The 24840-nt window shown below is 66.9% G+C and carries 28 protein-coding genes; 21 read left to right on the top strand and 7 right to left on the bottom strand.

The features are described 5' to 3' along the window. Positions 1 to 26 precede the first annotated feature (26 nt). From VG556_RS07045 to VG556_RS07060, 4 genes are all read left to right on the top strand, one after another. Entirely contained in the window at positions 27 to 392 is a 366-nt protein-coding gene (locus tag VG556_RS07045) for a DUF6164 family protein (RefSeq protein WP_032959288.1), read from the top strand. Positions 393 to 680: 288 nt separating this feature from the next. Next, positions 681 to 1448, top strand: coding sequence for a sulfurtransferase (locus VG556_RS07050; RefSeq protein ID WP_046429896.1), 768 nt, complete (start codon positions 681 to 683; stop codon positions 1446 to 1448). 221 nt (positions 1449 to 1669) lie between these two features. Then, positions 1670 to 2665 (top strand): LLM class flavin-dependent oxidoreductase, encoded by a 996-nt coding sequence (locus tag VG556_RS07055; protein ID WP_100449784.1) that lies wholly within the window; start codon positions 1670 to 1672, stop codon positions 2663 to 2665. Positions 2666 to 2732: 67 nt separating this feature from the next. Next, on the top strand, positions 2733 to 3230 hold the full coding sequence (locus VG556_RS07060) for a pyridoxamine 5'-phosphate oxidase family protein (protein WP_014646688.1): 498 nt from the start codon (positions 2733 to 2735) through the stop codon (positions 3228 to 3230). A gap of 92 nt (positions 3231 to 3322) precedes the next feature. On the opposite strand, the gene VG556_RS07065 is transcribed toward VG556_RS07060, so the two are convergent. Both VG556_RS07065 and VG556_RS07070 read right to left on the bottom strand, forming a co-directional pair. Beyond that, positions 3323 to 3982, bottom strand: a complete 660-nt coding sequence (locus VG556_RS07065) for an exopolysaccharide biosynthesis protein (RefSeq protein WP_014646689.1) — start codon at positions 3980 to 3982, stop codon at positions 3323 to 3325. Next, the gene (locus VG556_RS07070) at positions 3966 to 5270 is read right to left on the bottom strand and encodes a hemolysin family protein (RefSeq protein WP_032959200.1); all 1305 of its coding nucleotides are present in this window, start codon (positions 5268 to 5270) and stop codon (positions 3966 to 3968) included. The genes VG556_RS07065 and VG556_RS07070 overlap by 17 nt, the downstream gene beginning before the upstream one ends. 292 nt (positions 5271 to 5562) lie before the next feature. Between VG556_RS07070 and VG556_RS07075 the strand changes: the two genes are divergently transcribed. Continuing rightward, positions 5563 to 6189 carry a DUF47 domain-containing protein gene (locus tag VG556_RS07075; RefSeq protein WP_004152833.1) on the top strand — a complete coding sequence of 209 codons (627 nt, stop codon included), beginning with the start codon at positions 5563 to 5565 and terminating at the stop codon, positions 6187 to 6189. 13 nt (positions 6190 to 6202) lie between these two features. Continuing rightward, positions 6203 to 7324, top strand: a complete 1122-nt coding sequence (locus tag VG556_RS07080) for an inorganic phosphate transporter (RefSeq protein ID WP_014646691.1) — start codon at positions 6203 to 6205, stop codon at positions 7322 to 7324. A 264-nt stretch (positions 7325 to 7588) separates the two neighbouring features. On the opposite strand, the gene VG556_RS07085 is transcribed toward VG556_RS07080, so the two are convergent. The 3 genes from VG556_RS07085 to parE form a co-directional block, all read right to left on the bottom strand. Continuing rightward, on the bottom strand, positions 7589 to 9085 hold the full coding sequence (locus VG556_RS07085; RefSeq protein ID WP_049405803.1) for a S10 family peptidase: 1497 nt from the start codon (positions 9083 to 9085) through the stop codon (positions 7589 to 7591). Between the two features lie 110 nt (positions 9086 to 9195). Continuing rightward, positions 9196 to 9774 carry a GNAT family N-acetyltransferase gene (locus VG556_RS07090; RefSeq protein ID WP_041864133.1) on the bottom strand — a complete coding sequence of 193 codons (579 nt, stop codon included), beginning with the start codon at positions 9772 to 9774 and terminating at the stop codon, positions 9196 to 9198. Between the two features lie 178 nt (positions 9775 to 9952). After that, positions 9953 to 11842 carry a DNA topoisomerase IV subunit B gene (parE, locus tag VG556_RS07095; protein WP_049405804.1) on the bottom strand — a complete coding sequence of 630 codons (1890 nt, stop codon included), beginning with the start codon at positions 11840 to 11842 and terminating at the stop codon, positions 9953 to 9955. A 171-nt stretch (positions 11843 to 12013) separates the two neighbouring features. Between parE and VG556_RS07100 the strand changes: the two genes are divergently transcribed. The 10 genes from VG556_RS07100 (at position 12014) to truD (ending at position 19907) form a co-directional block, all read left to right on the top strand. Then, positions 12014 to 12247, top strand: a complete 234-nt coding sequence (locus VG556_RS07100; RefSeq protein ID WP_014646695.1) for a hypothetical protein — start codon at positions 12014 to 12016, stop codon at positions 12245 to 12247. A gap of 400 nt (positions 12248 to 12647) precedes the next feature. After that, positions 12648 to 14312: a CTP synthase gene (locus tag VG556_RS07105; RefSeq protein ID WP_014646697.1), complete on the top strand. Its 1665-nt coding sequence runs from the start codon at positions 12648 to 12650 to the stop codon at positions 14310 to 14312. Between the two features lie 89 nt (positions 14313 to 14401). Continuing rightward, positions 14402 to 15232, top strand: coding sequence for a 3-deoxy-8-phosphooctulonate synthase (gene kdsA, locus VG556_RS07110; protein ID WP_014036736.1), 831 nt, complete (start codon positions 14402 to 14404; stop codon positions 15230 to 15232). Beyond that, positions 15229 to 15576 carry a hypothetical protein gene (locus VG556_RS07115; protein WP_049405808.1) on the top strand — a complete coding sequence of 116 codons (348 nt, stop codon included), beginning with the start codon at positions 15229 to 15231 and terminating at the stop codon, positions 15574 to 15576. Before kdsA ends, VG556_RS07115 begins: the two co-directional genes overlap by 4 nt. Continuing rightward, positions 15576 to 15905: a hypothetical protein gene (locus tag VG556_RS07120; protein ID WP_049405810.1), complete on the top strand. Its 330-nt coding sequence runs from the start codon at positions 15576 to 15578 to the stop codon at positions 15903 to 15905. The genes VG556_RS07115 and VG556_RS07120 overlap by 1 nt, the downstream gene beginning before the upstream one ends. 96 nt (positions 15906 to 16001) lie before the next feature. Next, a complete protein-coding gene (gene eno, locus VG556_RS07125; RefSeq protein ID WP_014646700.1) occupies positions 16002 to 17294 on the top strand; it encodes a phosphopyruvate hydratase in 1293 nt (430 codons plus the stop codon). A gap of 4 nt (positions 17295 to 17298) precedes the next feature. Then, the gene (gene ftsB / locus VG556_RS07130) at positions 17299 to 17652 is read left to right on the top strand and encodes a cell division protein FtsB (RefSeq protein ID WP_005412924.1); all 354 of its coding nucleotides are present in this window, start codon (positions 17299 to 17301) and stop codon (positions 17650 to 17652) included. Continuing rightward, positions 17649 to 18347 (top strand): 2-C-methyl-D-erythritol 4-phosphate cytidylyltransferase, encoded by a 699-nt coding sequence (gene ispD / locus VG556_RS07135; protein WP_049405812.1) that lies wholly within the window; start codon positions 17649 to 17651, stop codon positions 18345 to 18347. Before ftsB ends, ispD begins: the two co-directional genes overlap by 4 nt. Positions 18348 to 18381: 34 nt before the next feature. Beyond that, positions 18382 to 18879 carry a 2-C-methyl-D-erythritol 2,4-cyclodiphosphate synthase gene (ispF, locus tag VG556_RS07140; protein WP_014646702.1) on the top strand — a complete coding sequence of 166 codons (498 nt, stop codon included), beginning with the start codon at positions 18382 to 18384 and terminating at the stop codon, positions 18877 to 18879. Then, a complete protein-coding gene (gene truD, locus VG556_RS07145) occupies positions 18876 to 19907 on the top strand; it encodes a tRNA pseudouridine(13) synthase TruD (protein ID WP_049405814.1) in 1032 nt (343 codons plus the stop codon). Before ispF ends, truD begins: the two co-directional genes overlap by 4 nt. A gap of 85 nt (positions 19908 to 19992) precedes the next feature. On the opposite strand, the gene VG556_RS07150 is transcribed toward truD, so the two are convergent. Then, entirely contained in the window at positions 19993 to 20532 is a 540-nt protein-coding gene (locus VG556_RS07150) for a Smr/MutS family protein (RefSeq protein ID WP_032959185.1), read from the bottom strand. Between the two features lie 209 nt (positions 20533 to 20741). On the opposite strand from VG556_RS07150, the gene surE reads away from it, so the two are divergent. The 5 genes from surE (at position 20742) to VG556_RS07175 (ending at position 24436) form a co-directional block, all read left to right on the top strand. Next, positions 20742 to 21521 (top strand): 5'/3'-nucleotidase SurE, encoded by a 780-nt coding sequence (gene surE / locus VG556_RS07155; protein WP_032959183.1) that lies wholly within the window; start codon positions 20742 to 20744, stop codon positions 21519 to 21521. Next, on the top strand, positions 21518 to 22195 hold the full coding sequence (locus tag VG556_RS07160; RefSeq protein WP_053494897.1) for a protein-L-isoaspartate(D-aspartate) O-methyltransferase: 678 nt from the start codon (positions 21518 to 21520) through the stop codon (positions 22193 to 22195). The genes surE and VG556_RS07160 overlap by 4 nt, the downstream gene beginning before the upstream one ends. Positions 22196 to 22213: 18 nt before the next feature. After that, complete coding sequence (locus tag VG556_RS07165) at positions 22214 to 22828, top strand: YqaA family protein (protein WP_014646707.1); 615 nt, start codon at positions 22214 to 22216, stop codon at positions 22826 to 22828. Then, positions 22825 to 23610, top strand: a complete 786-nt coding sequence (locus VG556_RS07170) for a peptidoglycan DD-metalloendopeptidase family protein (RefSeq protein ID WP_100449786.1) — start codon at positions 22825 to 22827, stop codon at positions 23608 to 23610. Before VG556_RS07165 ends, VG556_RS07170 begins: the two co-directional genes overlap by 4 nt. A 337-nt stretch (positions 23611 to 23947) precedes the next feature. Beyond that, on the top strand, positions 23948 to 24436 hold the full coding sequence (locus VG556_RS07175) for a hypothetical protein (protein WP_100449787.1): 489 nt from the start codon (positions 23948 to 23950) through the stop codon (positions 24434 to 24436). A gap of 27 nt (positions 24437 to 24463) precedes the next feature. Here VG556_RS07175 and VG556_RS07180 read toward each other — a convergent pair whose 3' ends face one another. Then, the gene (locus tag VG556_RS07180) at positions 24464 to 24838 is read right to left on the bottom strand and encodes an Mth938-like domain-containing protein (protein WP_049404586.1); all 375 of its coding nucleotides are present in this window, start codon (positions 24836 to 24838) and stop codon (positions 24464 to 24466) included. Positions 24839 to 24840: the final 2 nt, after the last annotated feature.

Here is a 24840-nt window from a genome sequence, read left to right on the forward strand (position 1 = left end):
GCATCGGCGCCGGGTATCATGGCGGCATGGCAAAACTCCTGCTCAATCTGCGCAATGTCGGCGACGACGAATATGCCGATGTCTGCACGCTGCTCGACCAGCACGGCATCGCCTGGTACCGCACCGAACCCAGCCCCTGGGGCATTTCCAACGGTGGCCTGTGGCTGCGCGAGGACGCCGATCATCCGCGCGCGAAGGCGCTGATGGCCGGATATCAGGCGGCGCGCGGTGTGCGCGTGCGGGCCGAGCGTGAGCAGGCGTTGCGGGATGGCACGGCGGAGACCTTTGGCAGCCTGTTCCGGCGGCGGCCGGTGTTCGTGGTGCTGGTGCTGCTGGGCATGGCCGCTGCGGCGGCGCTGGTGCTGCTGCCGTTCATGCTGTTGCGGGGGTAAGGGGCTTCTGGCCGGGTTGCACCCGGCACCCGCCGATGCAACGGCAACGGCAACGTCAAAAGCCGGGTTTCAGTGGGAGGGTGGGGCGGTGTGGGCAGGCGGGGGACGGCAAAAGCTGCTCCTGCGTGCCTCGTAGAGCGCCATCCATGGCGCTCTGCGCCCCCGCCTGCCCACACCGCCCCACCCCTGACAGGTTCCGGGTGGCTGCCGGGGTCGGATCCCTCTGCTGCGCAGAGGGCTCTGACCCCTGAATCTGTCTGTGCGGGCGGGAGGCGCTAAAATGGCAGGATGATCGCCAACACCGCTGCCTACCATTTCGCCGTCATCGACGCCCCCCAGGCCCTGTGCGACCAGCTGTTGGCGCGTGCCCAGGCGGCCGGGTTGCGGGGCACGATCCTGGTGGCGGGCGAGGGACTGAACCTGTTCCTGGCCGGTGAGCCGGAGGCGGTCGAGGATTTCTACGCCGCGCTGCATGCCGATGCGCGTTTTGCCGGGATGCGGGTCAAGACCAGCCTGAGCGAGCACCAGCCGTTCGCGCGGCTGAAGGCCAAGGTGAAGGACGAGATCATCAGCTTCCGCCGCGATGACGGCCAGCCGCTGGACTATCCGCGTGCACCGGCGGTCGATCCGGCCACCGTGCAGCGCTGGCTGCGGCAGGGCCACGATGACGCCGGCAAGCCGGTGGTGATGCTCGATACCCGCAACCTGCAGGAAGTGGAGTACGGCACCTTCAAGGATGCGCTGGTGCTGCCCATCCACAAGTTCACCGACCTGCCCGAGGCGTTGGCGCCGCATCGCGAGGCACTGAAGGACAGCACCGTGGTCAGTTTCTGCACCGGCGGCATCCGCTGCGAGAAGGCCGCACTGTGGATGGCCAACGATGGCATGGACAACGTGCTGCAGCTCGATGGCGGCATCCTCGGCTACTTCGAGGAGGTCGGCGGCGAAGGTTATGAAGGCCGCTGTTTCGTGTTCGACGAGCGCGTGGCGCTGGATGCCGAACTGAAGCCGATGGTCGACCAGCCGCTGCCGGAGCCGCGCCCCAGCGCGTTCTGACACGCTTCGGTAGAACCGGCCGCTGGCCGGCTGCGAAGCCATCTACCTGTATGCCGGCCAGCGGCCGGCACTACCAATCGCGCTTGGCGCGGATCAGGGCACCCCGGATCGGCCTGGTCAGCGCTGAACCGGCTCCGCAGGAATCAGCATCCCGCCACCGTCACTGGCCGCTGCGCGTGGCCGACCCCATGCAGGGGGGATCCTGAGACGGAAAACCGCTGATGATCCCGTTGTCGATCCTTGACCTGGCCCCGGTCTGCGAGGGCAGTGACACCACCGCCGCCTTCGCCAACATGCTGGAACTGGCCCAGCACGCCGATGCGCTGGGCTACCGCCGTTACTGGCTGGCCGAACACCACAACATGCCCGGCATCGCCAGCGCGGCCACGGCCGTGCTGATCGGCCACGTCGCGGGCGGCACCCGGCGCATCCGCGTCGGTGCCGGCGGCATCATGCTGCCCAACCATGCGCCGCTGCAGGTGGCCGAGCAGTTCGGCACGCTGGCTTCGCTGTATCCGGACCGCATCGATCTCGGCCTCGGCCGTGCGCCGGGCACCGATCAGCCCACCGCGCGTGCACTGCGCCGCTACTTCGACAGCGCCGACCAGTTCCCGCAGGACGTGCGCGAACTGCTGCACTACTTCGAGCCGGTACAGCCCGGGCAGGCGGTGCAGGCGGTTCCGGGCGGTGGCCTGCGGGTGCCGACCTGGATCCTGGGGTCCAGCCTGTTCGGCGCGCGCATGGCCGCCGCGATGGGCCTGCCCTATGCGTTTGCCTCGCACTTCGCGCCCGATGCCATGGACGAGGCGCTGGCTGTGTACCGCCGAGAGTTCCGCCCCTCGGCCACGTTGAACCAGCCGCACGCGATGCTGGCCCTGAATGTCGTCGCCAGTGACAGCGAGGCCGAATCGCGCCGCCTGTTCACCAGCCAGCAGCAGAGTTTCGTCAACCTGCGCCGCGGCCGGCCGGGCAAGATTCCGGCGCCGATCGACGACATCGAAGCCTTCTGGGAGCCGCACGAAAAGCTCGGCGTGGAGCGGGCCCTGGCCTGCACCGTGCTCGGCGATCCGCAGCAGGTGGCCGATGGCATCGCCGCGTTCGTTGAGCGCCACTCGCCGGACGAGCTGATGCTCACCGCCAACCTGCATGACCACCGTGCGCGCCTGCGTTCGTTCGAACTGGCGATGCAGGCCTGGCATGCCCGCCACGCGGGCTGAACAATGGCGTCACGGCCCGTTGCAGCCGCGACGGGTCTGATGGGGGCTCTACCCATTGGAGCCTCCCATGGCGGATACCCGCGCCGAACACATCGCCCAGCTGGCCGAACTGATCAAGGACGTGGAGGTGGCGATGTTCACCACCACCGGCGTCGACGGACGACTCTACAGCCGGCCGCTGGCCACCCAGCAGGTCACCTTCGACGGTGACCTGTGGTTCGTCATCACCGCCGACAGCCCGAAGGTTGCCGAGATCGCGCTTGATCCGCACGTCAACGTGGCCTATGCCTCGCCGTCGAAGAACACCTATGTGTCTGTGGCGGGGCGCGCGCGCATCGTTGACGACCGCGCGAAGATCGAGGAACTGTGGTCGCCGGCGATGAAGCTGTTTTTCCCGGGCGGCAAGGACGACCCGAACCTGCGCCTGATCCACGTGCGGGCCGACTCGGCCGAGTATTGGGATGGTCCGGGCACGCTGCTGGGCAAGGCGTTGAATTTCGTGCTGTCGGCGGTGCAGGACGAGCCGGCGCAGTTGGCCGACAATGGCTTCATCGACCTTCGGTGAGGATCGATGTCCGGTATTGGTAGTGCCGGGCGCTGGCCGGCAGACCTGGAAACGTGGCAGCCGGCCAGCGGCCGGCTCTACCGGATTCCGGCTCAGAACCAGCGCTGGAACAGGTCCACCGTGTAGCCCACCAGCTGTCCCGAACTGAAACCGAAGAACGCGATCGCCGCCAACGCGGCGATCCAGTTGAACAGCATCAGCGCGCCATCGCGTTCCAGCAGCGCCAGCGAGAACAGCAGCAGCTGGAAGCCGAACAGGAAATTGGTGAAGGGAATCGGCAACGACAGCAGCAGGCCCAGCAGCACCAGCAGCAGGCCGCTGAAGGCGTGGGCGGGGAGGGGTGTCAACAGCTGCGGCAGGCGTGGCCTCAGCATCCTGTCCAGGCGCCGCAGTGGGCGGTCGATGCGGTCCAGGAAACGGTGCATGGTGCCGCGCTTGGGTCCGCGGCGGGCAATGAAGCCGGGCAGCCACGGCCGGCGCAGGCAGAACAGCATCTGCAGGCCGATCAGGATCACCAGCGGGCCGCTGACCGCGCCACCCATGCCCGGGATCGGGATGAACGAGGGCAGGATCGCCACGAACAGGAACACGCCGAACGCGCTCTGCTGCAGGTTGCTCAGGATCTGGCCGAGCGGCATGTGCTCGGCGGGGTCGCCGGAAGCGAACATCTCCAGCAGGGTGCGGATGCCCTCGTTGCGGTAGGCCGGGCGCTCGGCGCCTGGACCCTGGCCGGCCTCAGGCGGTGAGCTCATCGGCCTGCTCGTCGGACAGCGTGCGCAGCAGCAGCTTGTCCACCCGCGCACCGTCCAGGTCGACCACTTCGAAGCGCCAGCCGGCCCAGTCGAAGTACTCGCCTGCGTGCGGGATGCGGCCGAAGTAGTGGATGCACATGCCGGCCAGGGTGTAGTAATCGCCGTCCTCGGCATCGGGCAGCTCGTTGCTGCCGATCAGTTCGCGCAGGTCTTCGATCGGCAGCGAGCCATCCACCAGCAGCGAACCGTCCTCGCGGGTCACCACCAGCGCATCTTCATCGGCATTCTCCACCGCCTGCAGGCGGCCGACCACGGCGCCCATCAGGTCGCTGATGGTCACCAGGCCCTGGATCTCGCCGTACTCGTCCACCACCAGCGCCATCGACTGCTGTTCCTCGCGGAAGATCTCCAGCAGCTTCATCGCGTGGGTCGATTCGGACACGTAAAGCGGTTCGCGCAGGGTCTGGAACAGCGCGTTGTCGCCGCGCGCCATGCGCGTGGCCAGCGATTTCAGTTCAAGTACGCCGACCACGTCCATGTCGTTGTCGCGGTACACCGGGTACCGCGAGAACTCGTGCTCGGCCATGATTTCCAGGTTGCGCTCCAGCCCGGCCTGGGTGTCCAGCCAGGCAATGCGGTTGCGCGGGGTCATCAGGCTGTCGGCGGTGCGGTCGCCCAGACGCATGACGCGGTTCATCATGTCACGCTCGTGGGCGTCGATCACACCGGCTTCGTGGCTCTCGGCCACCAGCATGCGGATCTCTTCTTCAGTCACCGAGGCGACTTCGTCCTTGCCCAGGCCGAACAGGCGCAGTACCAGCTGGGTGGTCTTGGACAGCAGCCAGACGAAGGGCAGGGCCAGCTTGGCCAGCCAGCTCATCGGCATCGCGACCAAGCCGGCAATGGCCTCCGAGCGGGTCAGCGCCAGGCGCTTGGGCACCAGTTCGCCGAAGATCAGCGTGATGAAGGTGATCAGGCTGACGGCCAGCGCGGTACCGATGTTGCCCGCGTACGCAAACCCCGGCATCAGCCCCTGGATCCAGCCGGCGAAGGCCTCGCCCAGCGCCTCACCGCCGAGGTAGCCGGTCAGCACGCCGATGACGGTGATGCCGATCTGCACGGTGGACAGGAAGCTCTCCGGCTTCTCGGACAGCTCCAGCGCCTTGGCCGCGCGCTTGGAGGTGGCAGCCATCTGCTTCAGGCGGCTCTTGCGCGAGGTCATGACCGACATCTCGGACATGGCGAAGAAGCCGTTCAGCAGAACAAGCGCGAAGACAATCAGGATCATTTCAAACACGGGCGTCGTCCCCGGTTGGTGGCAGGGAGGGCGGGTGCTGGCGATGGCGGCAGGCGCTCAGGAACGGGATCCGGCGCGGCGCAGGGGGATAAGGGTCGTCGTCCATAAGGTGCGCCCGAAGGCGCGCTGGCATCTTAGCAAAGGGGCATGGCAGGGTGGCAACCGCCTGTTCAGGTTGGGGGTTCCAAGGCCTCGAAAGGGGGCGGGGATACCCGTGATGGTCATCTAGCCGTCATAATTCCATCTGGTGCCGTCCTTCCCGCGACGGCTGACAGGTTTCTCAATGTTCTCTCTGCAGACCATTTTCGGTTCCGGCAAACAGTTCTACACCCTGCTCGATGAGGCTGCCGTCGCGGCTTCCGACGCCGCCAAGGCGCTGCATTCCATGCTGCGCGAGGCCGACCGCCAGCCCGCGCTGGACGCCTTCAAGCTGGCCCGCCTGCGCGAACGCGCGGCCTCGGACAAGATCAGCCAGGCGCTGGTGGACAGCTTCATGACCCCGATCGAGCGCGAAGACATCGAAGCGCTGGGCTCGGCGCTGTACAAGATTCCCAAGCAGATCGAGAAGTTCGCCGACCGCTATTCGCTGGCCACGACGCACCTGGAGCACATCGACTTCGCGCCGCGCGCGGCGATGCTCGAACAGGCCGCCGGCGTGGTGGTGGAGATGGTGGCCGACCTGCGCCACATGAACCTGGACCGGATGACCGCGCTCAACGAGAAGCTGCGCTCGCTGGAGAACGAGGCCGACCGCCTGATGCTCGAGCTGTACCGCGACATCTATTCGGGCCGCCTGGACAACCTGCAGATGTTCCTGCTGAAGGAATTCTTCGAGATCCTGGAAAAGGCCATCGACCGCTGCCGCGAGGCTGGCGTGGTGGCGTACCAGATCGTGTTGAAGAACAGCTGACGGACGCCGCCGCATGTTGACCCTTGTCCTGGTGGTGATCCTGGCCGCGCTCGTCTTCGAGTTCATCAACGGCTTCCACGACACTGCCAACTCCATTGCCACCGTGGTGGCGACCAAGGTGCTCTCGCCCGGCTGGGCGGTGATGCTGGCTGCCTTCATGAACCTCATCGGTGCACTGACCGGTACCGCGGTGGCGCTGACCATCGCCTCGGGCCTGCTCAACACCAACGTGGTCGAGGTCACCCCGCAGGTGATCCTGTGCGCCCTGCTGGGCGGCATCATCTGGAACCTGATCACCTGGTGGAAGGGCCTGCCGTCCTCGTCCTCGCACGCCCTGATCGGTGGCCTCTGCGGCGCCGGCCTGGCCGCCGCCCACAACAACTGGGACGCGCTGATCTGGTCCGAGCGCCTGGGCAGCTGGGCGCAGAACAAGGGCCTGCTGTGGAAGGTGTTCGTGCCGATGATCACCTCGCCGATTGCCGGTTTCCTGCTCGGCATCGTGGTGATGGTGCTGCTGTGGGCGCTGATCGCCGGCCTGGCCAAGATCGGTGGTGCCATCGGCCGCCTGGCCCGTCCGCGCATCGTCAACGCCTTCTTCGGCAAGGCGCAGATCGCCTCGGCGGCCTACATGGGCTTCGCCCACGGCCACAACGACGCGCAGAAGACCATGGGCATCATCGCCATGACCCTGATCGGTGCCGAAGCCACCGGCGCATTGAACGACCTGCCGTCCTGGCTGGCCTTCATGCACCCGGACGCGCATGCCGGCGACGGCATCGCGATGTGGATCGTGCTGACCTGCGCGGTGGTGATGGCGGCCGGTACCGCTTCGGGCGGCTGGAAGATCATCAAGACCCTGGGGCACAAGATGGTCAAGCTGCACCCGATCCACGGCTTCGCCGCGGAGACCAGCTCGGCCACCATCCTGACCCTGGCGGCCCACTTCGGTATGCCGGTCTCGACCACGCACAGCATCTCCACCGCGATCATGGGCGTCGGCTTCGCCAAGAACCCGCGCTCGCTGAAGTTCGGCGTGATCGAGCGCATCGTCTGGGCCTGGATCCTGACCATCCCGGCGGCCGGTGGCTGTGCGTACCTGATCCTGAAGCTGTTCGAGCTGTTCGGCTGGACCTGATCGCCACGCCAAGGTTGTAAACGAAAAGCCCGCCATATCAGGCGGGCTTTTTCATGGGCAAGAATTTTTCCGCACCCACCGTGTCGACCAAGGTCGACACCTACCAGAGCAGAATCAGGGTCAGGGCCCGTTGCCAAGCAACGGGATCCGCCCCGTGCCGACCAACGGTCGGCACCCACCAACAGCCCTCAGGAAGCCAGCTTTTGTAGTTGCCGTTGCCGTGGCTGTCAGCGGGTGCCGGGCCGCAGGCCCGGCCAAACCCCTTCAATTACGCTGGAACAACGCCTGTACATCCTTGCGGAACGCCGCCTGGCTGTCGGCCCGGCTGTAGAACATGTGCCCGCCCGGATAACTGCGCACCTGCACCCGGTCCGGATTGCTGCCCATCGTCGGCATCTGGTCCACGGTCAGGATCGAGCCCATGAACGGGCACGACAGGTCATTCCAGCCATGCACGATCAGCACCTGCAGATGCGGGTCGATCGCCACCGCCTGGCGCAGCTGGGTCACCGCACCCTGGCGCAGTTCGCCATTGCGGTCCCACAGCCGGTTCACGTCGTAGTTCAGCGCCTGGTAGCGCGCATCTACTTTCCAGCCGACCACGCGCGTCACGAAGTCGACCATCGCCGTGGTGGTCGGCGCGATGATGCTGTCCAGCAGTGGATCGTTGGCGCGCTGCTCCGGATCATTCGGGAACGGATCGAACGCGGTCACGTTGGAGTCGTAGCGGCTGCCCAGCGTGCCCTTGTCGCGGAACACTTCACGCAGGTAGGCCTGGGTCTCCAGGCGCCCGCCAGCGCGGCGCACGAACTGCGGGTCCAGTCCGGTCAGCGCGGTGACCCGGCGCAGCATGGCTTCCGTAGCCTGCGGATCGCTGCGGCCCTTCATCAACGCGGTGGCGTAATCGCCACGGGTGTACTCCACCACCTCGCGCATCGCCGCATCGGTCAGCTTGCCCTGGCGCTCCAGGTGCGCCGCGGCGATCGACGGCAGCGTCTGCATCCACGCCATCGGCGAGACATCGGCGTTGTCTTCCAGGGTCGGGCTCAGGTAGGGCGAGACCAGCACCAGCCCGTTCATCGCCACGCCCAGCCGGGTCTGCAGGAAGTGGGTGATGCGCGGGCCGCGGTAGCCACCGTAGCTCTCGCCGGTCAGGTACTTGCGCGAGGCCATGCGCTGGTTGCGCAGCAGCCAGTCGTAGATCGAGCGCGACAGGTATTCGACGTCGGCACTGGGGTTGTAGAGCGCTTTCTTGGCTTCATCGTCGCCGATCCGCGCGCGGCTGAAGCCGGTACCGACCGGATCGATGAACACCAGATCGGTGAAGTCCAGCCAGGTGCCCGGGTTGTCGTGCAGGGTGGCCGGCGCCGATGCGCTGTCACCCTCGGAGCCGAAGGTCACCACCTTGGGCCCGATCGCGCCCATGTTGAGGTACACCGACGACGCACCGGGGCCGCCATTGAGCGCGAAGGTCACCGGCCGGTCCTTGCCCGGCATCGTGTAGGCGGTGAACACCACATCGGCGATCACCTTGCCCTTGGCATCGCGTACCGGCAGGGTGCCGACGGTGGCGGTGTAGTCCAGGGTGCGGCCGGCCAGGCGCATGCTCTGGCCGGCCGAGGCGTCGGCGGGCAGCGCAGGCGCTTCGGTCTTGTCGTCTTTCGGGTCGGGCTTGCCCTCGGCGTCGGGCGCGGCCAGCACGCTGGCAGGGGCGATGAGCAGGCCGACGCAGAGCGCGGCAGTGTGCAGCAGGGACTTCATGGCACCGGTTCGGCAGCGGAAGGGGGTTCCGATGCTAGGCCGGTGGCGGGCCATGCCGTATGTGTCCAAAGGCATGGCCGTGCGTTGAGCCCGCTACTGGCCAGATTGGGTCAAGCGGGGAGGGTGGCTGCGGCGTCGTCATCGGCCAGCAGGCCGTAGACGGCCGAGTCGGCCAGCTGCCCCTGGATGCGCCAGCGCTGGCGCAGCACCCCCTCGCGGTGGAAGCCCAGGCGTTCCAACACGTGCGCGGACGGCGCATTGCGCGGGTCGATCTCGGCTTCCACCCGATGCAGGTGCAGGGTGCGGAACAGGTAGGCCAGTACCTGTTGCAGGGCCTCGTGCATATAGCCCTGGCCCTGGCGATCGGGTGCCAGCAGGTAGCCGATCTCGGCGCGCGCCGCATCGCGGTCCACCGCGAATACCACGCAGATGCCCAGCAGCGGACCTTCCAGCGACTCGCGCACGGCCAGCTTCAGCTGGGTGCCGATGGCATGGGCGGCGAGGTCATCGTCGATCTGCTCGCGCGCTTCGGCCAGTCGCGTCCAGGCTGGATGGTTCCACCATCGCATGACATCCGGGTTGGACTGCAGCGTGAACAGCGCGGCGGCGTCGTCACGACGGATCGGGCTCAGGACCAGCCGTGCACTGTGCAGCGGCAGGCCGGGGAACAGCAGCGAGTGGCTGGCCAATACGATGGTCCACACGGGTGGACGCGCATTATGGCGCTGCCGGGTTTGCCGATGGGGGCGGATGGGGTCGGAGCGCATGGGGTCGGATCCGTTTCCTGACAGGAAACGGCTCTGACCCCACTGCCGCCAACCGGGTCAGAGCCCTTTCCTGCGGAAAGGGATCCGACCCCGCTCCGGATCAGACTTCCAGCGAAGCCAGATCGCCCTTCGACTCCAGCCAGCCCTTGCGGTCGGACGCGCGCTTCTTGGCCAGCAGCATGTCCATCAGCGAACGGGTCTGCTCGCCATCGTCCACGGTCAGTTGCACCAGGCGGCGCGTATCCGGATGGATGGTCGACTCGCGCAGCTGGTTCGGGTTCATCTCGCCCAGGCCCTTGAAGCGGGTGACGTTGACTGCGCCCTTGATCTTCTCGCGCTCGATCTTGTCCAGCATCGAACGCTTCTCTTCCTCATCCAGGGCGTAGAACACCTGCTTGCCCACGTCGATGCGGAACAGCGGCGGCATTGCCACGAACACGTGGCCGGCATCGACCAGCGCCGGGAAATGCCTGAGGAACAGCGCGGTCAGCAGGGTGGCGATATGCAGGCCGTCGGAGTCCGCGTCGGCCAGGATCACCACCTTGCCGTAGCGCAGGCCGGTGATGTCGTCCTTGCCGGGGTCGCAGCCGATGGCCACGGCCAGGTTGTGCACTTCTTCGGAGGCCAGCACGCTGTTGGACGACACTTCCCAGGTGTTGAGGATCTTGCCGCGCAGCGGCAGGATCGCCTGGAAATCCTTGTCGCGCGCCTGCTTGGCGCTGCCGCCTGCCGAGTCACCTTCCACCAGGAACAGCTCGGTGCGCGACAGGTCCTGGCTGATGCAGTCGGCCAGCTTGCCGGGCAGGGCCGGGCCCTGCGTGACCTTCTTGCGGACGACCAGCTTCTCGGTCTTCAGGCGCGCACTGGCGCGCTCGATGGCGATCTGCGCGATCTTCTCGCCCAGCTCCACGTTCTGGTTCAGCAACAGGCTGAACGCATCGTGCGCGGCGCCCTCTACAAAGCCGGCGGCCTGGCGCGAGGACAGGCGTTCCTTGGTCTGGCCGCTGAACTGCGGGTCGGTCATCTTCAGCGACAGCACGAACGACACCCGGTCCCACACGTCTTCCGGGGCCAGCTTGACGCCGCGTGGCAGCAGGTTGCGGAAGTCGCAGAACTCGCGCAGCGCCTCGGTCAGGCCGGTACGCAGGCCGTTGACATGGGTGCCATGCTGGGCGGTCGGAATCAGGTTGACATAGCTTTCCTGGACCAGCTCACCTTCCGGCAGCCAGGCCACGGCCCAGTCCACCACCTCGGTGTCCTTCTTGAGGCTGCCGACGAACAGGTCGGCCGGCAGCGATTCGCGCTCGCCCAGTTCCAGCTTCAGGTAGTCGCGCAGGCCGTCTTCGTAGTACCAGGTATCGACTTCACCGGTGGCTTCGTCGGTCAGCTTGACGGTCAGGCCCGGGCACAGCACGGCCTTGGCGCGCAGCAGGTGCTTCAACGCGCGCACTGCGAACTTGGGCGTGTCGAAGTACTTCGGGTCCGGCCAGAAGCGCACGCGGGTACCGGTGTTCTTCTTGCCGACGGTGCCGACCACCTCCAGCGGCGTGGCGCGGTCGCCATTGCGGAAGGTGATGCGGTGTTCGGCACCTTCGCGCTTGATGTGCACCTCCACCAGGGTCGACAGCGCGTTGACCACGCTGACGCCGACGCCATGCAGGCCGCCGGAGAAGGTGTAGTTGTTGTTGCTGAACTTGCCGCCTGCATGCAGGCGGGTGAGGATCAGTTCGACGCCCGGGATCTTCTCTTCCGGATGGATGTCCACCGGCATGCCGCGGCCGTCATCGCTGACCTCCACGCTGCCGTCCTTGTACAGGGTGATCTCGATCGAGCGGGCATGGCCGGCGAGGGCCTCGTCCACCGAGTTGTCGATCACTTCCTGCGCCAGGTGGTTCGGGCGTGCGGTGTCGGTATACATGCCGGGACGGCGCTTGACCGGGTCAAGGCCGGACAGGACTTCAATATCGGCGGCGTTATAGCGGGCGTTCATCTATCTTCTAAAGCGCGGAGCGACGCGCAAGTGTGCGGTCTGGACGGCGATTTTGCACGCCTGCGGTTCAGCCTCGGCGCCGGGGAGGGGGTAAAATGGCAGCCGCTGGAATCTGAACGCCGGCGGCCCCATCGGGTCGAAACATCCAAGCCATACCGCGAGGAGGACCTCATGAAGAAGTTGCTGACCGTTGCAATCCTGGCCGCTGCCGCCGTTGCAGTGCCGCTGGTGGTGGCGCAGAACGCGGGCCAGCCGGCCCCGCAGCAGGGTGACCAGGCCGACAAGGCGCAGGCCGAGGCCGATGCCAAGGCCAAGCGTCGTGCCCAGGCCAATGCCGAAATGAAGGCGCAGGGCCAGCCGGCCCCGCAGAAGGAAGAAGAGGAAGAAGCGCGCAAGAAGCGCTGATCCCGCAACCTGCCAAGCGCCCTTGCGACAAGGGGTGCGCAACGGAACGCCCCGCTCAGCGGGGCGTTTCTTTTTAGGAACGTGGCGTCTGCCCCTTGGGTTGGCGGCCATCAATCTGTAAACTATGGCTTTCCGGGAGTAAGTGCGTGTCCACCCTTTGCGAATGGGCTGGAGCGGCCAAGCGTGGCTTCCAGCATGGCGGGTCGCAGGTGACGGTCGATTTGACCGGCACGGCCGCCCCGACCTCGCACGATGGTCCCCGTCCGGCGCCTGCCGCCGCACGGATCCGCACCTCCCTCGCTGTCCCAGCGAACCGGAAAACCCCCTCCGAGCACCATGCCCGCCCTCCGGGTGCGCGTGGTGTTGCCGTTTTCCATTTCCAGACAGGATGCTTGCAGCCATGACTCCCTTGATTTTCGTAACCGGCGGCGTGGTGTCCTCGCTCGGCAAAGGCATTGCCGCCGCGTCGCTGGCCGCCATTCTCGAAGCCCGTGGCCTGAAGGTCACGATGATGAAGCTCGACCCGTACATCAACGTCGACCCGGGCACCATGAGCCCGTTCCAGCACGGTGAGGTGTATGTCACCGACGACGGCGCCGAGACCGACCTCGACCTGGGCCACTACGAGCGCTTCGTGCGCACCCGCCTGAGCCGCAAGAACTCGGTCACCACCGGCCGCATCTACGAGAACGTGATCCGCAAGGAGCGCCGCGGCGACTACCTGGGCGCGACCGTGCAGGTCATTCCGCACATCACCGACGAGATCCGCCGCTGCATCGACGAAGCCACCGAAGGCTACGACGTGGCGCTGGTCGAGATCGGTGGCACCGTCGGCGACATCGAGTCGCTGCCGTTCCTGGAAGCGATCCGCCAGGTGCGCACCGAGCGTGGCCCGGAGAAGGCGCTGTTCATGCACCTCACCCTGGTGCCGTACATCGGCGCCGCCGGTGAGCTGAAGACCAAGCCGACCCAGCATTCGGTGAAGGAACTGCGTTCGATCGGCATCCAGCCGGACGTGCTGCTGTGCCGTTCCGAGCAGGCCGTGCCGGATTCGGAGCGCCGCAAGATCGCCCAGTTCACCAACGTCTCCGAGCGCGCAGTGATCAGCGTGCCGGACGTGGACGTGCTGTATCGCATTCCGTCGGGCCTGCACGCGCAGGGCCTGGACGAGATCGTGGTCAACCAGCTGAAGCTGGCCGACAAGGCCGGTCCGGTCGATCTGTCGATGTGGGAGGACGCAGTCGATGCGACCCTGCATCCGCTGGATGAAGTGACCATCGCCGTGGTCGGCAAGTACGTGGATCACCAGGATGCCTACAAGTCGGTCGGCGAAGCACTGAAGCACGGCGGCCTGCGCCAGCGCACCAAGGTCAACCTGAAGTGGCTGGAAGCACAGGATCTGGAAGGCACCGACATGGCCGCGCTGGCCGATGTCGACGGCATCCTGGTGCCGGGTGGCTTCGGTGACCGTGGTTTCGAAGGCAAGGTGCTGACCTCGAAGTTCGCCCGCGAGCAGCACGTGCCGTACTTCGGCATCTGCTACGGCATGCAGGCGGCCGTCGTCGATTACGCGCGCAACGTGGTCGGCCTGGAAGGCGCCAACAGCACCGAGAACGACCGCCAGTCGCCGAACCCGGTGATCGGCCTGATCACCGAATGGCGCACCGCCACCGGCGATGTCGAGAAGCGTGACGACAAGAGCGACCTCGGCGGCACCATGCGCCTGGGCCTGCAGGAACAGCGCCTGAAGCCGGGCACGCTGGCCCGTGAGCTGTACGGCAAGGACGTCGTCGCCGAGCGCCACCGCCACCGCTACGAGTTCAACAACCGTTACCGCACCCAGCTGGAAGATGCCGGCCTGGTGATCGCCGGCAAGTCGATGGACGACACCCTGGTGGAAGTGGTCGAACTGCCGCGCGACGCGCATCCGTGGTTCCTGGCCTGCCAGGCGCACCCGGAATTCCTGTCCACGCCGCGTGACGGCCACCCGCTGTTCATCGGTTTCATCCGTGCCGCGCGCGAGCGCAAGGCCGGCGGCAAGCTGCTTTCCGAAGCGCGCGCCTGACTTGTGAATGGGGGCTTCGGCCCCCATCCTGCATGCTTCAACCCCCAGCGCACCGGCCCGGCCGGTGCTGCGGACAACAAGGAAACGCCATGAAACTGTGTGGATTCGAGGTCGGGCTGGACCAGCCCCTGTTCCTGATCGCCGGCCCCTGCGTGATCGAGTCGATGCAGCTGCAGCTCGATACCGCCGGCAAGCTGAAGGAAGTCACCGACAAGCTCGGCGTCAACTTCATCTTCAAGTCCAGCTTCGACAAGGCCAACCGCACCTCGGGCACCGCGTTCCGCGGCCCGGGCATGGAAGAGGGCCTGAAGGTCCTGGCCGAGGTCAAGAAGCAGATCGGCGTGCCGGTGCTGACCGACGTCCATGAGTACACCCCGATGGACGAAGTGGCCTCGGTGGTGGATGTGCTGCAGACCCCGGCGTTCCTGGTCCGCCAGACCGACTTCATCCGCAAGGTGTGCTCGGCCGGCAAGCCGGTCAACATCAAGAAGGGCCAGTTCCTGGCGCCCTGGGACATGAAGCCGGTCGTGGAGAAGGCCAAGGCCACCGGCAACGAGCAGATCATGGTCTGCGAGCGCGGTGCCAGCTTCGGCTACAACAACCTGGTCAGCGACATGCGCTCGCTGGCGGTGATGCGCGATACCGGTTGCCCGGTGGTGTTCGATGCCACCCACTCGGTGCAGTTGCCGGGCGGGCAGGGCACCAGTTCCGGTGGCCAGCGTGAGCACGTGCCGGTGCTGGCCCGTGCTGCCGTCGCGGTGGGCATCTCCGGCCTGTTCGCCGAGACCCATCCGGATCCGTCCAAGGCCCTGTCCGATGGCCCCAACGCGTGGCCGCTGGACCAGATGGAAGCGCTGCTCGAGACCCTGATGGAGCTTGACGCGGTGACCAAGAAGCACGGCTTCTCGCGCTTCGCGTGAGTCGTGACCCGCGGGTGGCGCTGGAAGCCCAGCGTCATCGCCGGCACTGGAAACAGTTGCCCTGGGGCCTGATCGCACTGGGCCTGGCCGTGCTGTTCACCGTGGGCATGTTTGGCCTGGTGCTGATCGGTGCGGCGTCGGTGCGCCCCCCGGGTGATGGCAGCAGCGCGCTTGATCTGCGCGCGTATTTCATTGCGCTGCTGGTCGCGGAGCTGCTCGGTGCCGCGGGGTGCCTCGCGGCCGCGGTGCTGGCCTGGCGGCTGAATCGCGGCAAGGTGGCGGCCGGCTTTGCGATCATCCTGCTTTCGCTGTGGCTTGGCGCCCTGTTCTACGGATTGCTTTGATGAATACGAGCACGTCAGCGTGCGGCTGGCCCTGGGGCCTGGTCGCGCTGGGGCTGTCCGTGCTCGCCTGGGCGTCCCTGCTGCTGGGAGTAATGGCCTTTGCGGCCAGCTTCGGCTCGCCGGGTGACGGAAACCATGGCATCCAGGCCATGCAGTACTGGATCGTGGCCGCGCTGGTCACGCTGGGTGTGTCTTTCGTCGGCAGCCTGGTGGCGATGGTGCTCGCTTGGCGACGCCGTCGTGGACCCGTCGCGGCGGCGGTGGCCGGTGCGTTGCTGGTGATGCTGGTGTCGCTGGCCCTGATCGTGATCGGGTCCAGCTGGGGCTGATGCCGCCCAGGCCATTTGGCAAGTGGCGGGCAGCCGGGGATAATCACGCGGCATTCGTTTTGTCGCCCCCTCTCCAGACAGGTAACCGGCCCGACCATGAGTACGATCCGCAGCATCCACGCCCGTGAAATCCTTGACAGCCGTGGCAACCCCACGCTGGAAGCCGAAGTCATTCTGGAGGACGGTTCGTTCGGTCGTGCCGCGGTTCCCTCCGGCGCCTCGACCGGCACCAAGGAAGCGGTCGAGCTGCGTGACGGTGACAAGACCCGTTATCTGGGCAAGGGCGTGCGCAAGGCCGTCGACAACGTCAACACCACGATTGCCGCCGCGCTGAAGGGTTTTGAGGCCACCGACCAGGCCGGCCTCGACCGTCGCCTGATCGATCTGGACGGCACCGAGAACAAGGGCCGCCTGGGTGCCAACGCGCTGCTGGGTGTTTCAATGGCCGCCGCGCATGCCGCCGCTGCATCGAACAAGCAGGCACTGTGGCAGTACCTGGCTGCCAGGACCGGCGTGACCCCGGCGCTGCCGGTGCCGATGATGAACATCATCAATGGCGGCGCGCATGCCGACAACAACGTTGACTTCCAGGAGTTCATGGTGCTGCCGGTCGGCTTCACCTCGTTCTCCGAAGCGCTGCGTGCCGGTACCGAAATCTTCCATTCGCTGAAGTCGGTGCTGAAGGGCCACGGCCTGAGCACCGCGGTCGGCGACGAAGGTGGCTTCGCGCCGGACTTCCGCAGCAACGTCGAAGCGCTGGACACCATTCTCGAAGCGATCGGCAAGGCGGGCTACACCGCCGGTGAAGACGTGCTGCTGGGCCTGGACGTGGCCTCCAGCGAGTTCTTCGAGAACGGCAAGTACAACCTGGTCGGCGAGAACAAGCGCCTGACCTCCGAGCAGTTCGTCGACTTCCTCGCCGACTGGGCCGCGCAGTACCCGATCATCACGATTGAAGATGGCCTGGCCGAGAACGACTGGGCCGGCTGGAAGCTGCTGACCGACCGCATCGGCAAGAAGGTGCAGCTGGTTGGCGACGACCTGTTCGTGACCAACCCGAAGATCTTCCAGGAAGGCATCGACTCGGGCACTGCCAATGCGATCCTGATCAAGGTCAACCAGATCGGCACTCTCAGCGAAACCCTGGAAGCGATCGCCATGGCCGATCGTGCCGGCTACGCCGCCGTGGTCTCGCACCGTTCGGGCGAAACCGAAGACACCACCATCGCCGACATCGCAGTGGCCACAACCGCCACCCAGATCAAGACCGGTTCGCTGTGCCGCAGCGATCGCGTGGCCAAGTACAACCAGCTGCTGCGCATCGAGGAAGCCCTCGGCGCCGGCGCGCGTTACGCCGGTCGTGACGCGTTCGTTTCGCTGAAGCGCTGAGCCGATGCGCGACTGGCGCTGGATGCTGCTGGTGCTGGCCCTGTTGCTGGGCTGGCTGCAGTACCGCTTCTGGTTTGGTCCGGGCAATTCGGGTGAAGTGATGATGCTCGAAGCCCAGGTCGCCAACCAGGAGCGGGACAATGAGGGCCTGCAGCAGCGCAATGATGCGCTCGCTGCGGAAGTGAAGGACCTCAAGGAAGGCCAGTCCGCCATCGAGGAACGCGCGCGCAGCGAGCTGGGCATGATCAAGCCCGGCGAGAAGTTCTATCGCGTGGTCGAGGATGCGCCGGTGCACCCGGCGCAGCCTGCGGCAGGTGTCAGTGCGCAGGTTGGCGACCACCCGGCGGACGTGCCATGAGTGCGGCGATCTGGGTCGTGGTTCCGGCTGCTGGCCGTGGCACCCGCTTTGGCGCGCCGTTGCCCAAGCAGTACCTGCAGGCGGGCGGGCAGATCCTGCTCGCCCATACCCTGGACGCCCTGCTGGCGCATCCGGCCGTAGCCGGGGCAATGGTAGTGATCGGCCCGGACGACGCCGACTGGCCCGGCTGGAACGAGTGGGCGGGCAAGCCGGTGCTCACCTGCATCGGTGGCGCGACCCGTGCCGCTTCGGTGCTGGCTGGCCTGCAGGCGCTGCCGGAGACGGTGCGCGCTGATGAATTCGTGCTGGTCCACGATGCCGCGCGGCCGAACCTGTCCCTGGTCGATCTCGGCCGCCTGCTTGAAGTCGGTCGTGCCGATCCGGTCGGGGCGATCCTGGCCGCACCGGTACGCGACACCCTCAAGCGTGCGGGCGACGACGGTGGCATCGATGGCACCGAGCCGCGCGAGCGGCTGTGGCGCGCACTGACACCACAACTGTTCCGCCGCCACCAGCTCAGCCGCGCGCTGTCCGAAGCCGCCGCCGCCGGTGTTGAAGTCACCGATGAGGCCATGGCCATGGAGCGCCAGGGCCAGCGCCCGCTGCTGGTGGAAGGCAGCGAGGACAACTTCAAGGTCACCACCCCGGCCGATCTGGACCGGTTTGAATTCGTACTTTCCCGCCGCGCCGGCTGACCGTCCGCGCGGCCCTGCAGCAAGGGTTGCATCCATGAGCACCGCACCGTTCCCGCCCGTCCGCATCGGCCAGGGCTACGACGTCCATGCCTTCGGTGAAGGCGACCACATCATGCTTGGCGGAGTGAACGTGCCGCACAGCTGCGGCGTGCTTGCACACAGCGACGGCGACGTGATCCTGCACGCCCTCTGCGATGCCATGCTCGGCGCACTGGCGCTGGGCGATATCGGCCAGCATTTCCCGCCCAGTGACGACCGCTGGAAGGGGGCCGACAGCAGCGAGTTCGTGCGCCACTGCGACAGCCTGCTGCGTGAGCGCGGCTGGCGCGTCGGCAACACCGACATCACCGTGATCTGCGAGCGGCCGAAGGTCGGCCCGCATGCGCTTGCGATGCGTGAGCGCATCGGTGGGTTGCTGCAGCTGCCGCTGGACGCGGTCAGCGTCAAGGCCACCACCTCGGAGAAGCTGGGCTTCACCGGCCGTGGTGAAGGCATCGCCGCGCAGGCGGTCGTGTTGCTGGTGGCGGCATGATCCCGCTGCCGTTGGCGTTTGGTGCGCCGTTGTTGACGGCGCGCATCCGCACCACGCCGGACGATTTCCAGGTGGATGAACTGCCGGCGTTCGAGGCGAGCGGTGAAGGCGAGCATCTGCTGCTGCACATCCGCAAGCGCGGCGCCAACACCGTGCATGTGGCCAAGGTACTGGCAAAATGGGCGGGCCTGCCGGAAATGGCGGTGAGTTACGCCGGCATGAAAGACCGCCACGCGGTCACCACCCAGCGTTTCAGCGTGCACCTGCCCAAGCGCATTGCGCCGGACCTGGCCGAGTTGGCCAGTGACGAAATCGAAGTCATCGAGGCAACCTGGCACAACCGCAAGCTGCAGCGCGGCGCACTGGCCGGCAACCGCTTCAAGCTGGTGCTGCGCGAGGTGCAGGGCGATGCCGCCGCGATCAGCGAGCGCCTGCAGCAGATTGCCGCGCGCGGCCTGCCGAACTGGTTTGGTGAACAGCGTTTCGGCCGCGACGGTGGCAACGTGCCGGCTGCACTGGCGATGTTCGGTGGCCGCCGCATGCGCAAGGACCAGCGTTCGCTGCTGCTCTCTGCAGCCCGTTCGGCGCTGTTCAACCGCGTGCTGGCCGCGCGCGTGGAGCAGGGCAGCTGGGACCAGCCGCTCGATGGCGAAGTCTGGATGCTCGATGGCAGTCGCAGCGTGTTCGGCCCCGAGCCGTACACGGATGTGCTGGCCGAGCGGCTGGCGCGTTTCGACATCCATCCCAGCGCGCCGTTGTGGGGCGAAGGCGAGCTGCGCAGCACCGACGCTGCGCGTGAGCTGGAGCTGGCCGCGCTGGACGACGACGAGTCGAAGGCACTGCGGGCCGGCCTGGAAGATGCGCGCCTGAAGCAGGAGCGCCGCGCGTTGCGCCTGCGTCCGGCGCTGCTGCAGCACCAGTGGCTGGCCGACGACGTGCTGGAACTGTCGTTCGCGTTGCCGCCAGGCTGCTACGCCACCGCCGTACTGCACGAGCTCGGCCCCGTCGAAGACGCCTCGCAGGCCTGACAGAAAAAAAGGGGACGGAAAAAAAGGGGACGGAGGGAATTAAGTCGTTTGTGGCACAAACGACTTAATTCCCTCCGTCCCCTTTTCAACGCCGCGCCAGCAGCACCAGTACCGCGCCGGTGCCGCCTTGTCCGGTCGGTGCCGAATGGAATGCCAGCACGTCGTTGCGCAGCCGCAGCAGGCGATCGACCAGGTTCTTCAGCACCGGTGCGCCGCCATCGGACTGCAGTCCCTTGCCGTGGATGATGCGCACGCAGCCGTACTCGTGTGCATGCGCTTCCAGCAGGAACTGGCGTAGCAGGGCTTCGGCCTGTGCGGCGGTGGCGCCGTGCAGATCCAGTTCGTCCTGCACCGAGTACTGGCCGCGCTTGAGGCGCTGGAACAGGCGTGGTGGCAGGTTGTCGCGGCGATAGCTGGCCACGTCGCCGGCTTCCAGTGGCGCACTGTCGCGCAGCAGCCGGGCGAACTCGCCGGCGGCTTCGGCCTCGTCACGCTCGGCCATGCGCGCACGCGGTTTCGGCCGGGGCGCGGCAGGTGCCGGCTCGGCATCCTTGCGCAGCGGCTTCACTTCGCCGATGGCCGCACGGAACAAGGCGGCCGGATCTTCGTCATCAGGGTGCGACATGCGCACAGGGTAAACCGCCGGCGCAGGTCTGCCTATGACGGTTCGATGTCGGCCGTGACCGCTGACAGGGTAGGACCGGCGGCCCGCATGCGGCACAATAGACGATGCCCTTGCAGGGTCGACCGCTTCCGCAGGGGAGCGCGACGGTCCCGCCCACACTGCACGGTGATGGAATCGAATTCTTGGAAAATCAAGCGGTTAAATCGAAGATGCGAATCCTGGTCAGCAATGACGATGGTGTCGACGCCGCAGGCATCCGGATGCTTGCCGCGGTCCTGCGCGAGGCCGGTCACGAAGTCACGGTGGTTGCGCCCGACCGCGATCGTTCCGGCGCCAGCAACTCGCTGACCCTGGACCTGCCGATCCGGCTCAAGCGCATCGACCATTACACCGTTTCGGTGGCCGGTACACCCACCGACTGCGTGCACCTGGCGCTGACCGGCCTGCTTGAATTCGAGCCTGACATTGTCGTGTCCGGCATCAACAACGCCGCCAATCTCGGCGACGACGTGATCTATTCCGGCACCGTCTCGGCGGCGATGGAAGGTCGCTTCCTCGGCCTGCCGGCGGTGGCGGTCTCGCTGGTCAGCCGCAACCACGATCCGAAGCACTTCGAGACCGCCGCGCGTGCTGCGGTGGAGATTGTCGCCCGGCTCAAGGCCGATCCGCTGCCGGCCGACACCATCCTCAACGTCAACGTGCCGGACCTGCCGTGGAGCGAGGTCAAGGGCTTCGAGGTCACCCGCCTCGGCAACCGCCATCGTGCCGAAGGCTGCATCGCGCAGAAGGATCCGCGCGGCAACGAGGTGTACTGGATCGGCCCTGCCGGCCGTGAGCAGGATTCCGGTCCAGGTACCGATTTCCACGCGGTGCGCACCGGCCACATCTCGATCACCCCGATCCAGGTCGACCTCACCCGCTACCAGGCGCTGGAGAAGGTCGCCAGCTGGGTCGGCGGCCTCAGCGCCGCGCTGGACCAGCCGGCATGAGCCCACGCCTGCGATTGCAGCCGGAAGCCGTCGGTATCGGCATGACCTCGCAGCGCGTGCGTGACCGCCTGGTCGACCGCCTGCGCGAAGCCGGCATCGTCGACGAGCCGACCTTGAACGCGATCCGGGTGGTGCCGCGCCATCTGTTCATCGATGAAGCCCTGGCCTCGCGTGCCTATGAAGACACCGCGCTGCCGATCGGCCATGGCCAGACCATCTCGCAGCCCTGGGTGGTTGCGCGTATGACCGAGGCAGTGCTCCAGGTCGCGCCGAAGCGGGTGCTGGAAGTCGGTACCGGTTCCGGCTACCAGGCCGCCATCCTTGGCGCGTTGGGCCTGGAGGTCTACACCGTGGAGCGCATTGGTGATCTGCTGCGCCAGGCCCGCAAGCGCTTCCGTGCGCTGGGCATGAACATCCGCACCAAGCACGACGACGGCCGCGTCGGCTGGCCCGAGCACGGCCCGTTCGATGCCATCGTGGTCACTGCGGCGGCGCCGGCACTGGTCGACGCCCTGATCGAGCAGCTGGCCGAAGGCGGCCGCCTGGTGGCGCCGGTCGGTGGCCCTGGGGCGCAGTCGCTGGTACAGCTGGACCGCAAGGCCGACGGCAGCATCGAACAACACGTGCTGGCGCCGGTCACGTTCGTGCCGCTGCTGTCTGGCATGCTCGACTAATCCACGGAGCAGGGTTGCATGAAGATTTTCGGGCCGCTGTACGAGCGGGCGATGAAGTGGGCGGCGCACGAACGCGCGCCGACCTACCTGACGGTGTTGAGCTTCTTCGAGGCGATCATCTTCCCGGTGATGCCGGAGGTGATGCTGGCGCCGATGTGCGTGGCCCAGCCCAAGCGCGGCTGGTGGTTTGCCACCCTCAGCCTGGCCGGCTCGATGGTCGGTGCGCTGGTCGGCTACGCGCTGGGTCACTACGCTTTCGAGGCGATCAAGCCGCTGTTTGAAGTGCTGGGCATGCTGCCGGCGATCGAGCAGGGCATCACCACCGTGCAGGCGAAGATGGCCGAATCGCCGTGGGCGGTGTTCACCTTCCTGGTGCTGGGCGGCTTCATGCCCATCCCGATGAAGGTCTTCACGTGGGCATCGGGTATCGTCGGCGTACCGATGCCGCAGTACCTGTTGAGCATGCTGATCGGTCGCGGCAAGCGCGTGTTCGTGCTGGCTGCGGTCATCCGTATCGGTGGTGCGCGTGCTGAAGCGGCACTGCGTCGCTGGATTGAACCGCTGGGCTGGATCGCCACCGCGTTGGTGGTGGTGCTGATCGCCTGGCTTGTATGGAGGTCGAAGTTCGCATGAGTCCTGATCGTCTGAGCAAGGGAGTGCGCATCGGCGCGCTGGCGTTGCTGGTTTCCACCCTGGCCGCCTGCGGCACCGCCACTGTGGTTCGTCCTGGTGGTGGCAGCACCGGTGGTGGTGTGACCACGCCGAAGACCTCGGTGCCCAAGCCCGGGCAGACCGTGGTGGTGCGCAAGGGCGACACCATCTATGCGCTGGCCCGCATCCATGACATCACCCCGGCCGACCTGATTGCCTGGAACAGCCTGGACAACCCCTCGACCATCCATCCGGGGCAGGTGATCCGGCTGTATCCGGCCGGTGCCAGCGGCGGCCGCGCGCCGACCACGGTGGTCACCGCGCCGCGCTCGGGTGGCAGCAGCGCCGGCAGCACGGCGCCAACTCCGGCGCCGGCCGGTCCGGTGAAGAGCAACATCGCCTGGCGCTGGCCGGCCGATGGCGCGATCGTCGGCCGCTACGTTGCCGGCGATGCGACCAAGCAGGGCGTGGACATCGCCGGTACCAGCGGCCAGCCGGTCAAGGCCACCGCCAACGGTGTGGTGGTGTACTCCGGCGCCGGCCTGGTCGGCTACGGCGAGCTGATCATCATCAAGCACAGCGACCAGTGGCTGTCGGCCTATGGCCACAACCGCAAGCGCCTGGTGAATGAGGGGCAGAGCGTGAAGGCCGGTGAGCAGATCGCCGAGATGGGCCGCACCGGTGCGAACCGCGACATGGTCCACTTCGAGATCCGCTACAACGGCAAGCCGGTCGACCCGCAGCAGTACCTGCTGGCACGCTGATCGTCGATTCGCCATCTGGGCGGATCCCCGGCCCGGCGCAGCGCGCCGGGCGTTTGCCGACGGTGCGGCCCATGGGCCGCAAACACCGCCGGCTCACCCGCTACAACGGCAAGCCGGTCGACCCGCAGCAGTACCTGCCGGCGCGTTGAGGCAGTGGGACGGGCGGCGCCGGGCAATGCGCGGCGTTGCCGACCTGTAGCGTCGAGCCATGCTCCACTCGCTGTACGCTGGCCGCCCTGGGTGGCCGTTTGCGACTTTGAGTGGCACATCTCAAGCTTCCCGACGAGCCAGGGAAGCGGCATGCTTCAACGGAACCAGCCTCCCGATCCGGTGCCGCATGTCTCGCCCAACAGCCCTTTTCGCGCTGCTCATCGCCGCGCCGTTGGCGACCGCCGCCAGCGATCCACGTGACGTGGTCACTCGCCTCTACGACGCCATCCAGGCGCCGCAGTTGAACGAAACGGCGATTGCTCCGCTGCTGGGTGATGCCCTCCGCTCAGCCATCGATGCGCAGCGTGCATATGAACAGGCCTGCACCGCACTGGCCGCGCCCGATGAGAAGCCGCACATGCTCGACCAGAGCCCGTATCTGTTGGCGCCGGACCGGCCGGAGACGATAACGGTGGGAGCGCCCGGATCGAGCGGTGACGCCACCTGGGTCCATGTCGACATGGCCGTGGGCGACTATCGCTGGACCGACCGGGTCCTGCTGCAGCGGCAGGGCCCGGACTGGAAGGTCATGGATATCCGCTGGGGGCAGGGTGGCAACCTGATCGGTCGGCTGCAGGCGTTCTCCGCGTTCCGCTGCACACCTTCGGGCAGCTAGCGCCCGGGCGCACCCGGCGGCTCGACCTCAGCCTTCCAGGATGAAGGCGGCCGCGACCTTGCGGCCTTCGCCGGCCAGAATGTTGAAGGTGCGCGCGGCGGCCGGATTGTTCATCACCTCCAGGCCGATGCCACGCGACAGACAGGCGGCCATCACCACCGCGGGCGGGAATACCTGACGGTCTCCCGTGCCGAGCACGATCAGCGCCGGATTCAGCACCAGGATCGGCTCCAGGTCCGCCAACTGCAGCGCGGCGGCACTTGCCACCGGCCAGTGCGTGACCAGTTGGTCCGGGGTGAGGAAGAAACTGCCGCCCAGCACCTGGTCATTCACCTTGGCCGAGCGGCCATCTGCGGCACGCAGGCTGTAGGCGTAATCCGGCGGTTCGTGGTTCAGCTGCATGA

Source organism: Stenotrophomonas sp. CASM106 (assembly GCF_049384825.1).
GTDB lineage: Bacteria > Pseudomonadota > Gammaproteobacteria > Xanthomonadales > Xanthomonadaceae > Stenotrophomonas > Stenotrophomonas muris.

Coding starts and splice junctions, on each gene's coding strand:
- VG556_RS07120 (WP_049405810.1), top strand. CDS start 15,576: ATGAATACGAGCACGTCAGCGTGCGGCTGGCCCTGGGGCCTGGTCGCG.
- VG556_RS07045 (WP_032959288.1), top strand. CDS start 27: ATGGCAAAACTCCTGCTCAATCTGCGCAATGTCGGCGACGACGAATAT.
- VG556_RS07175 (WP_100449787.1), top strand. CDS start 23,948: ATGTCTCGCCCAACAGCCCTTTTCGCGCTGCTCATCGCCGCGCCGTTG.
- VG556_RS07055 (WP_100449784.1), top strand. CDS start 1,670: ATGATCCCGTTGTCGATCCTTGACCTGGCCCCGGTCTGCGAGGGCAGT.
- surE (WP_032959183.1), top strand. CDS start 20,742: ATGCGAATCCTGGTCAGCAATGACGATGGTGTCGACGCCGCAGGCATC.
- VG556_RS07080 (WP_014646691.1), top strand. CDS start 6,203: ATGTTGACCCTTGTCCTGGTGGTGATCCTGGCCGCGCTCGTCTTCGAG.
- VG556_RS07160 (WP_053494897.1), top strand. CDS start 21,518: ATGAGCCCACGCCTGCGATTGCAGCCGGAAGCCGTCGGTATCGGCATG.
- VG556_RS07170 (WP_100449786.1), top strand. CDS start 22,825: ATGAGTCCTGATCGTCTGAGCAAGGGAGTGCGCATCGGCGCGCTGGCG.
- VG556_RS07150 (WP_032959185.1), bottom strand. CDS start 20,532: ATGTCGCACCCTGATGACGAAGATCCGGCCGCCTTGTTCCGTGCGGCC.
- VG556_RS07070 (WP_032959200.1), bottom strand. CDS start 5,270: ATGATCCTGATTGTCTTCGCGCTTGTTCTGCTGAACGGCTTCTTCGCC.
- VG556_RS07075 (WP_004152833.1), top strand. CDS start 5,563: ATGTTCTCTCTGCAGACCATTTTCGGTTCCGGCAAACAGTTCTACACC.
- VG556_RS07180 (WP_049404586.1), bottom strand. CDS start 24,838: ATGCAGCTGAACCACGAACCGCCGGATTACGCCTACAGCCTGCGTGCC.
- VG556_RS07100 (WP_014646695.1), top strand. CDS start 12,014: ATGAAGAAGTTGCTGACCGTTGCAATCCTGGCCGCTGCCGCCGTTGCA.
- VG556_RS07105 (WP_014646697.1), top strand. CDS start 12,648: ATGACTCCCTTGATTTTCGTAACCGGCGGCGTGGTGTCCTCGCTCGGC.
- kdsA (WP_014036736.1), top strand. CDS start 14,402: ATGAAACTGTGTGGATTCGAGGTCGGGCTGGACCAGCCCCTGTTCCTG.
- truD (WP_049405814.1), top strand. CDS start 18,876: ATGATCCCGCTGCCGTTGGCGTTTGGTGCGCCGTTGTTGACGGCGCGC.
- VG556_RS07085 (WP_049405803.1), bottom strand. CDS start 9,085: ATGAAGTCCCTGCTGCACACTGCCGCGCTCTGCGTCGGCCTGCTCATC.
- ftsB (WP_005412924.1), top strand. CDS start 17,299: ATGCGCGACTGGCGCTGGATGCTGCTGGTGCTGGCCCTGTTGCTGGGC.
- VG556_RS07060 (WP_014646688.1), top strand. CDS start 2,733: ATGGCGGATACCCGCGCCGAACACATCGCCCAGCTGGCCGAACTGATC.
- VG556_RS07050 (WP_046429896.1), top strand. CDS start 681: ATGATCGCCAACACCGCTGCCTACCATTTCGCCGTCATCGACGCCCCC.
- ispF (WP_014646702.1), top strand. CDS start 18,382: ATGAGCACCGCACCGTTCCCGCCCGTCCGCATCGGCCAGGGCTACGAC.
- eno (WP_014646700.1), top strand. CDS start 16,002: ATGAGTACGATCCGCAGCATCCACGCCCGTGAAATCCTTGACAGCCGT.
- VG556_RS07065 (WP_014646689.1), bottom strand. CDS start 3,982: ATGAGCTCACCGCCTGAGGCCGGCCAGGGTCCAGGCGCCGAGCGCCCG.
- VG556_RS07165 (WP_014646707.1), top strand. CDS start 22,214: ATGAAGATTTTCGGGCCGCTGTACGAGCGGGCGATGAAGTGGGCGGCG.
- ispD (WP_049405812.1), top strand. CDS start 17,649: ATGAGTGCGGCGATCTGGGTCGTGGTTCCGGCTGCTGGCCGTGGCACC.
- parE (WP_049405804.1), bottom strand. CDS start 11,842: ATGAACGCCCGCTATAACGCCGCCGATATTGAAGTCCTGTCCGGCCTT.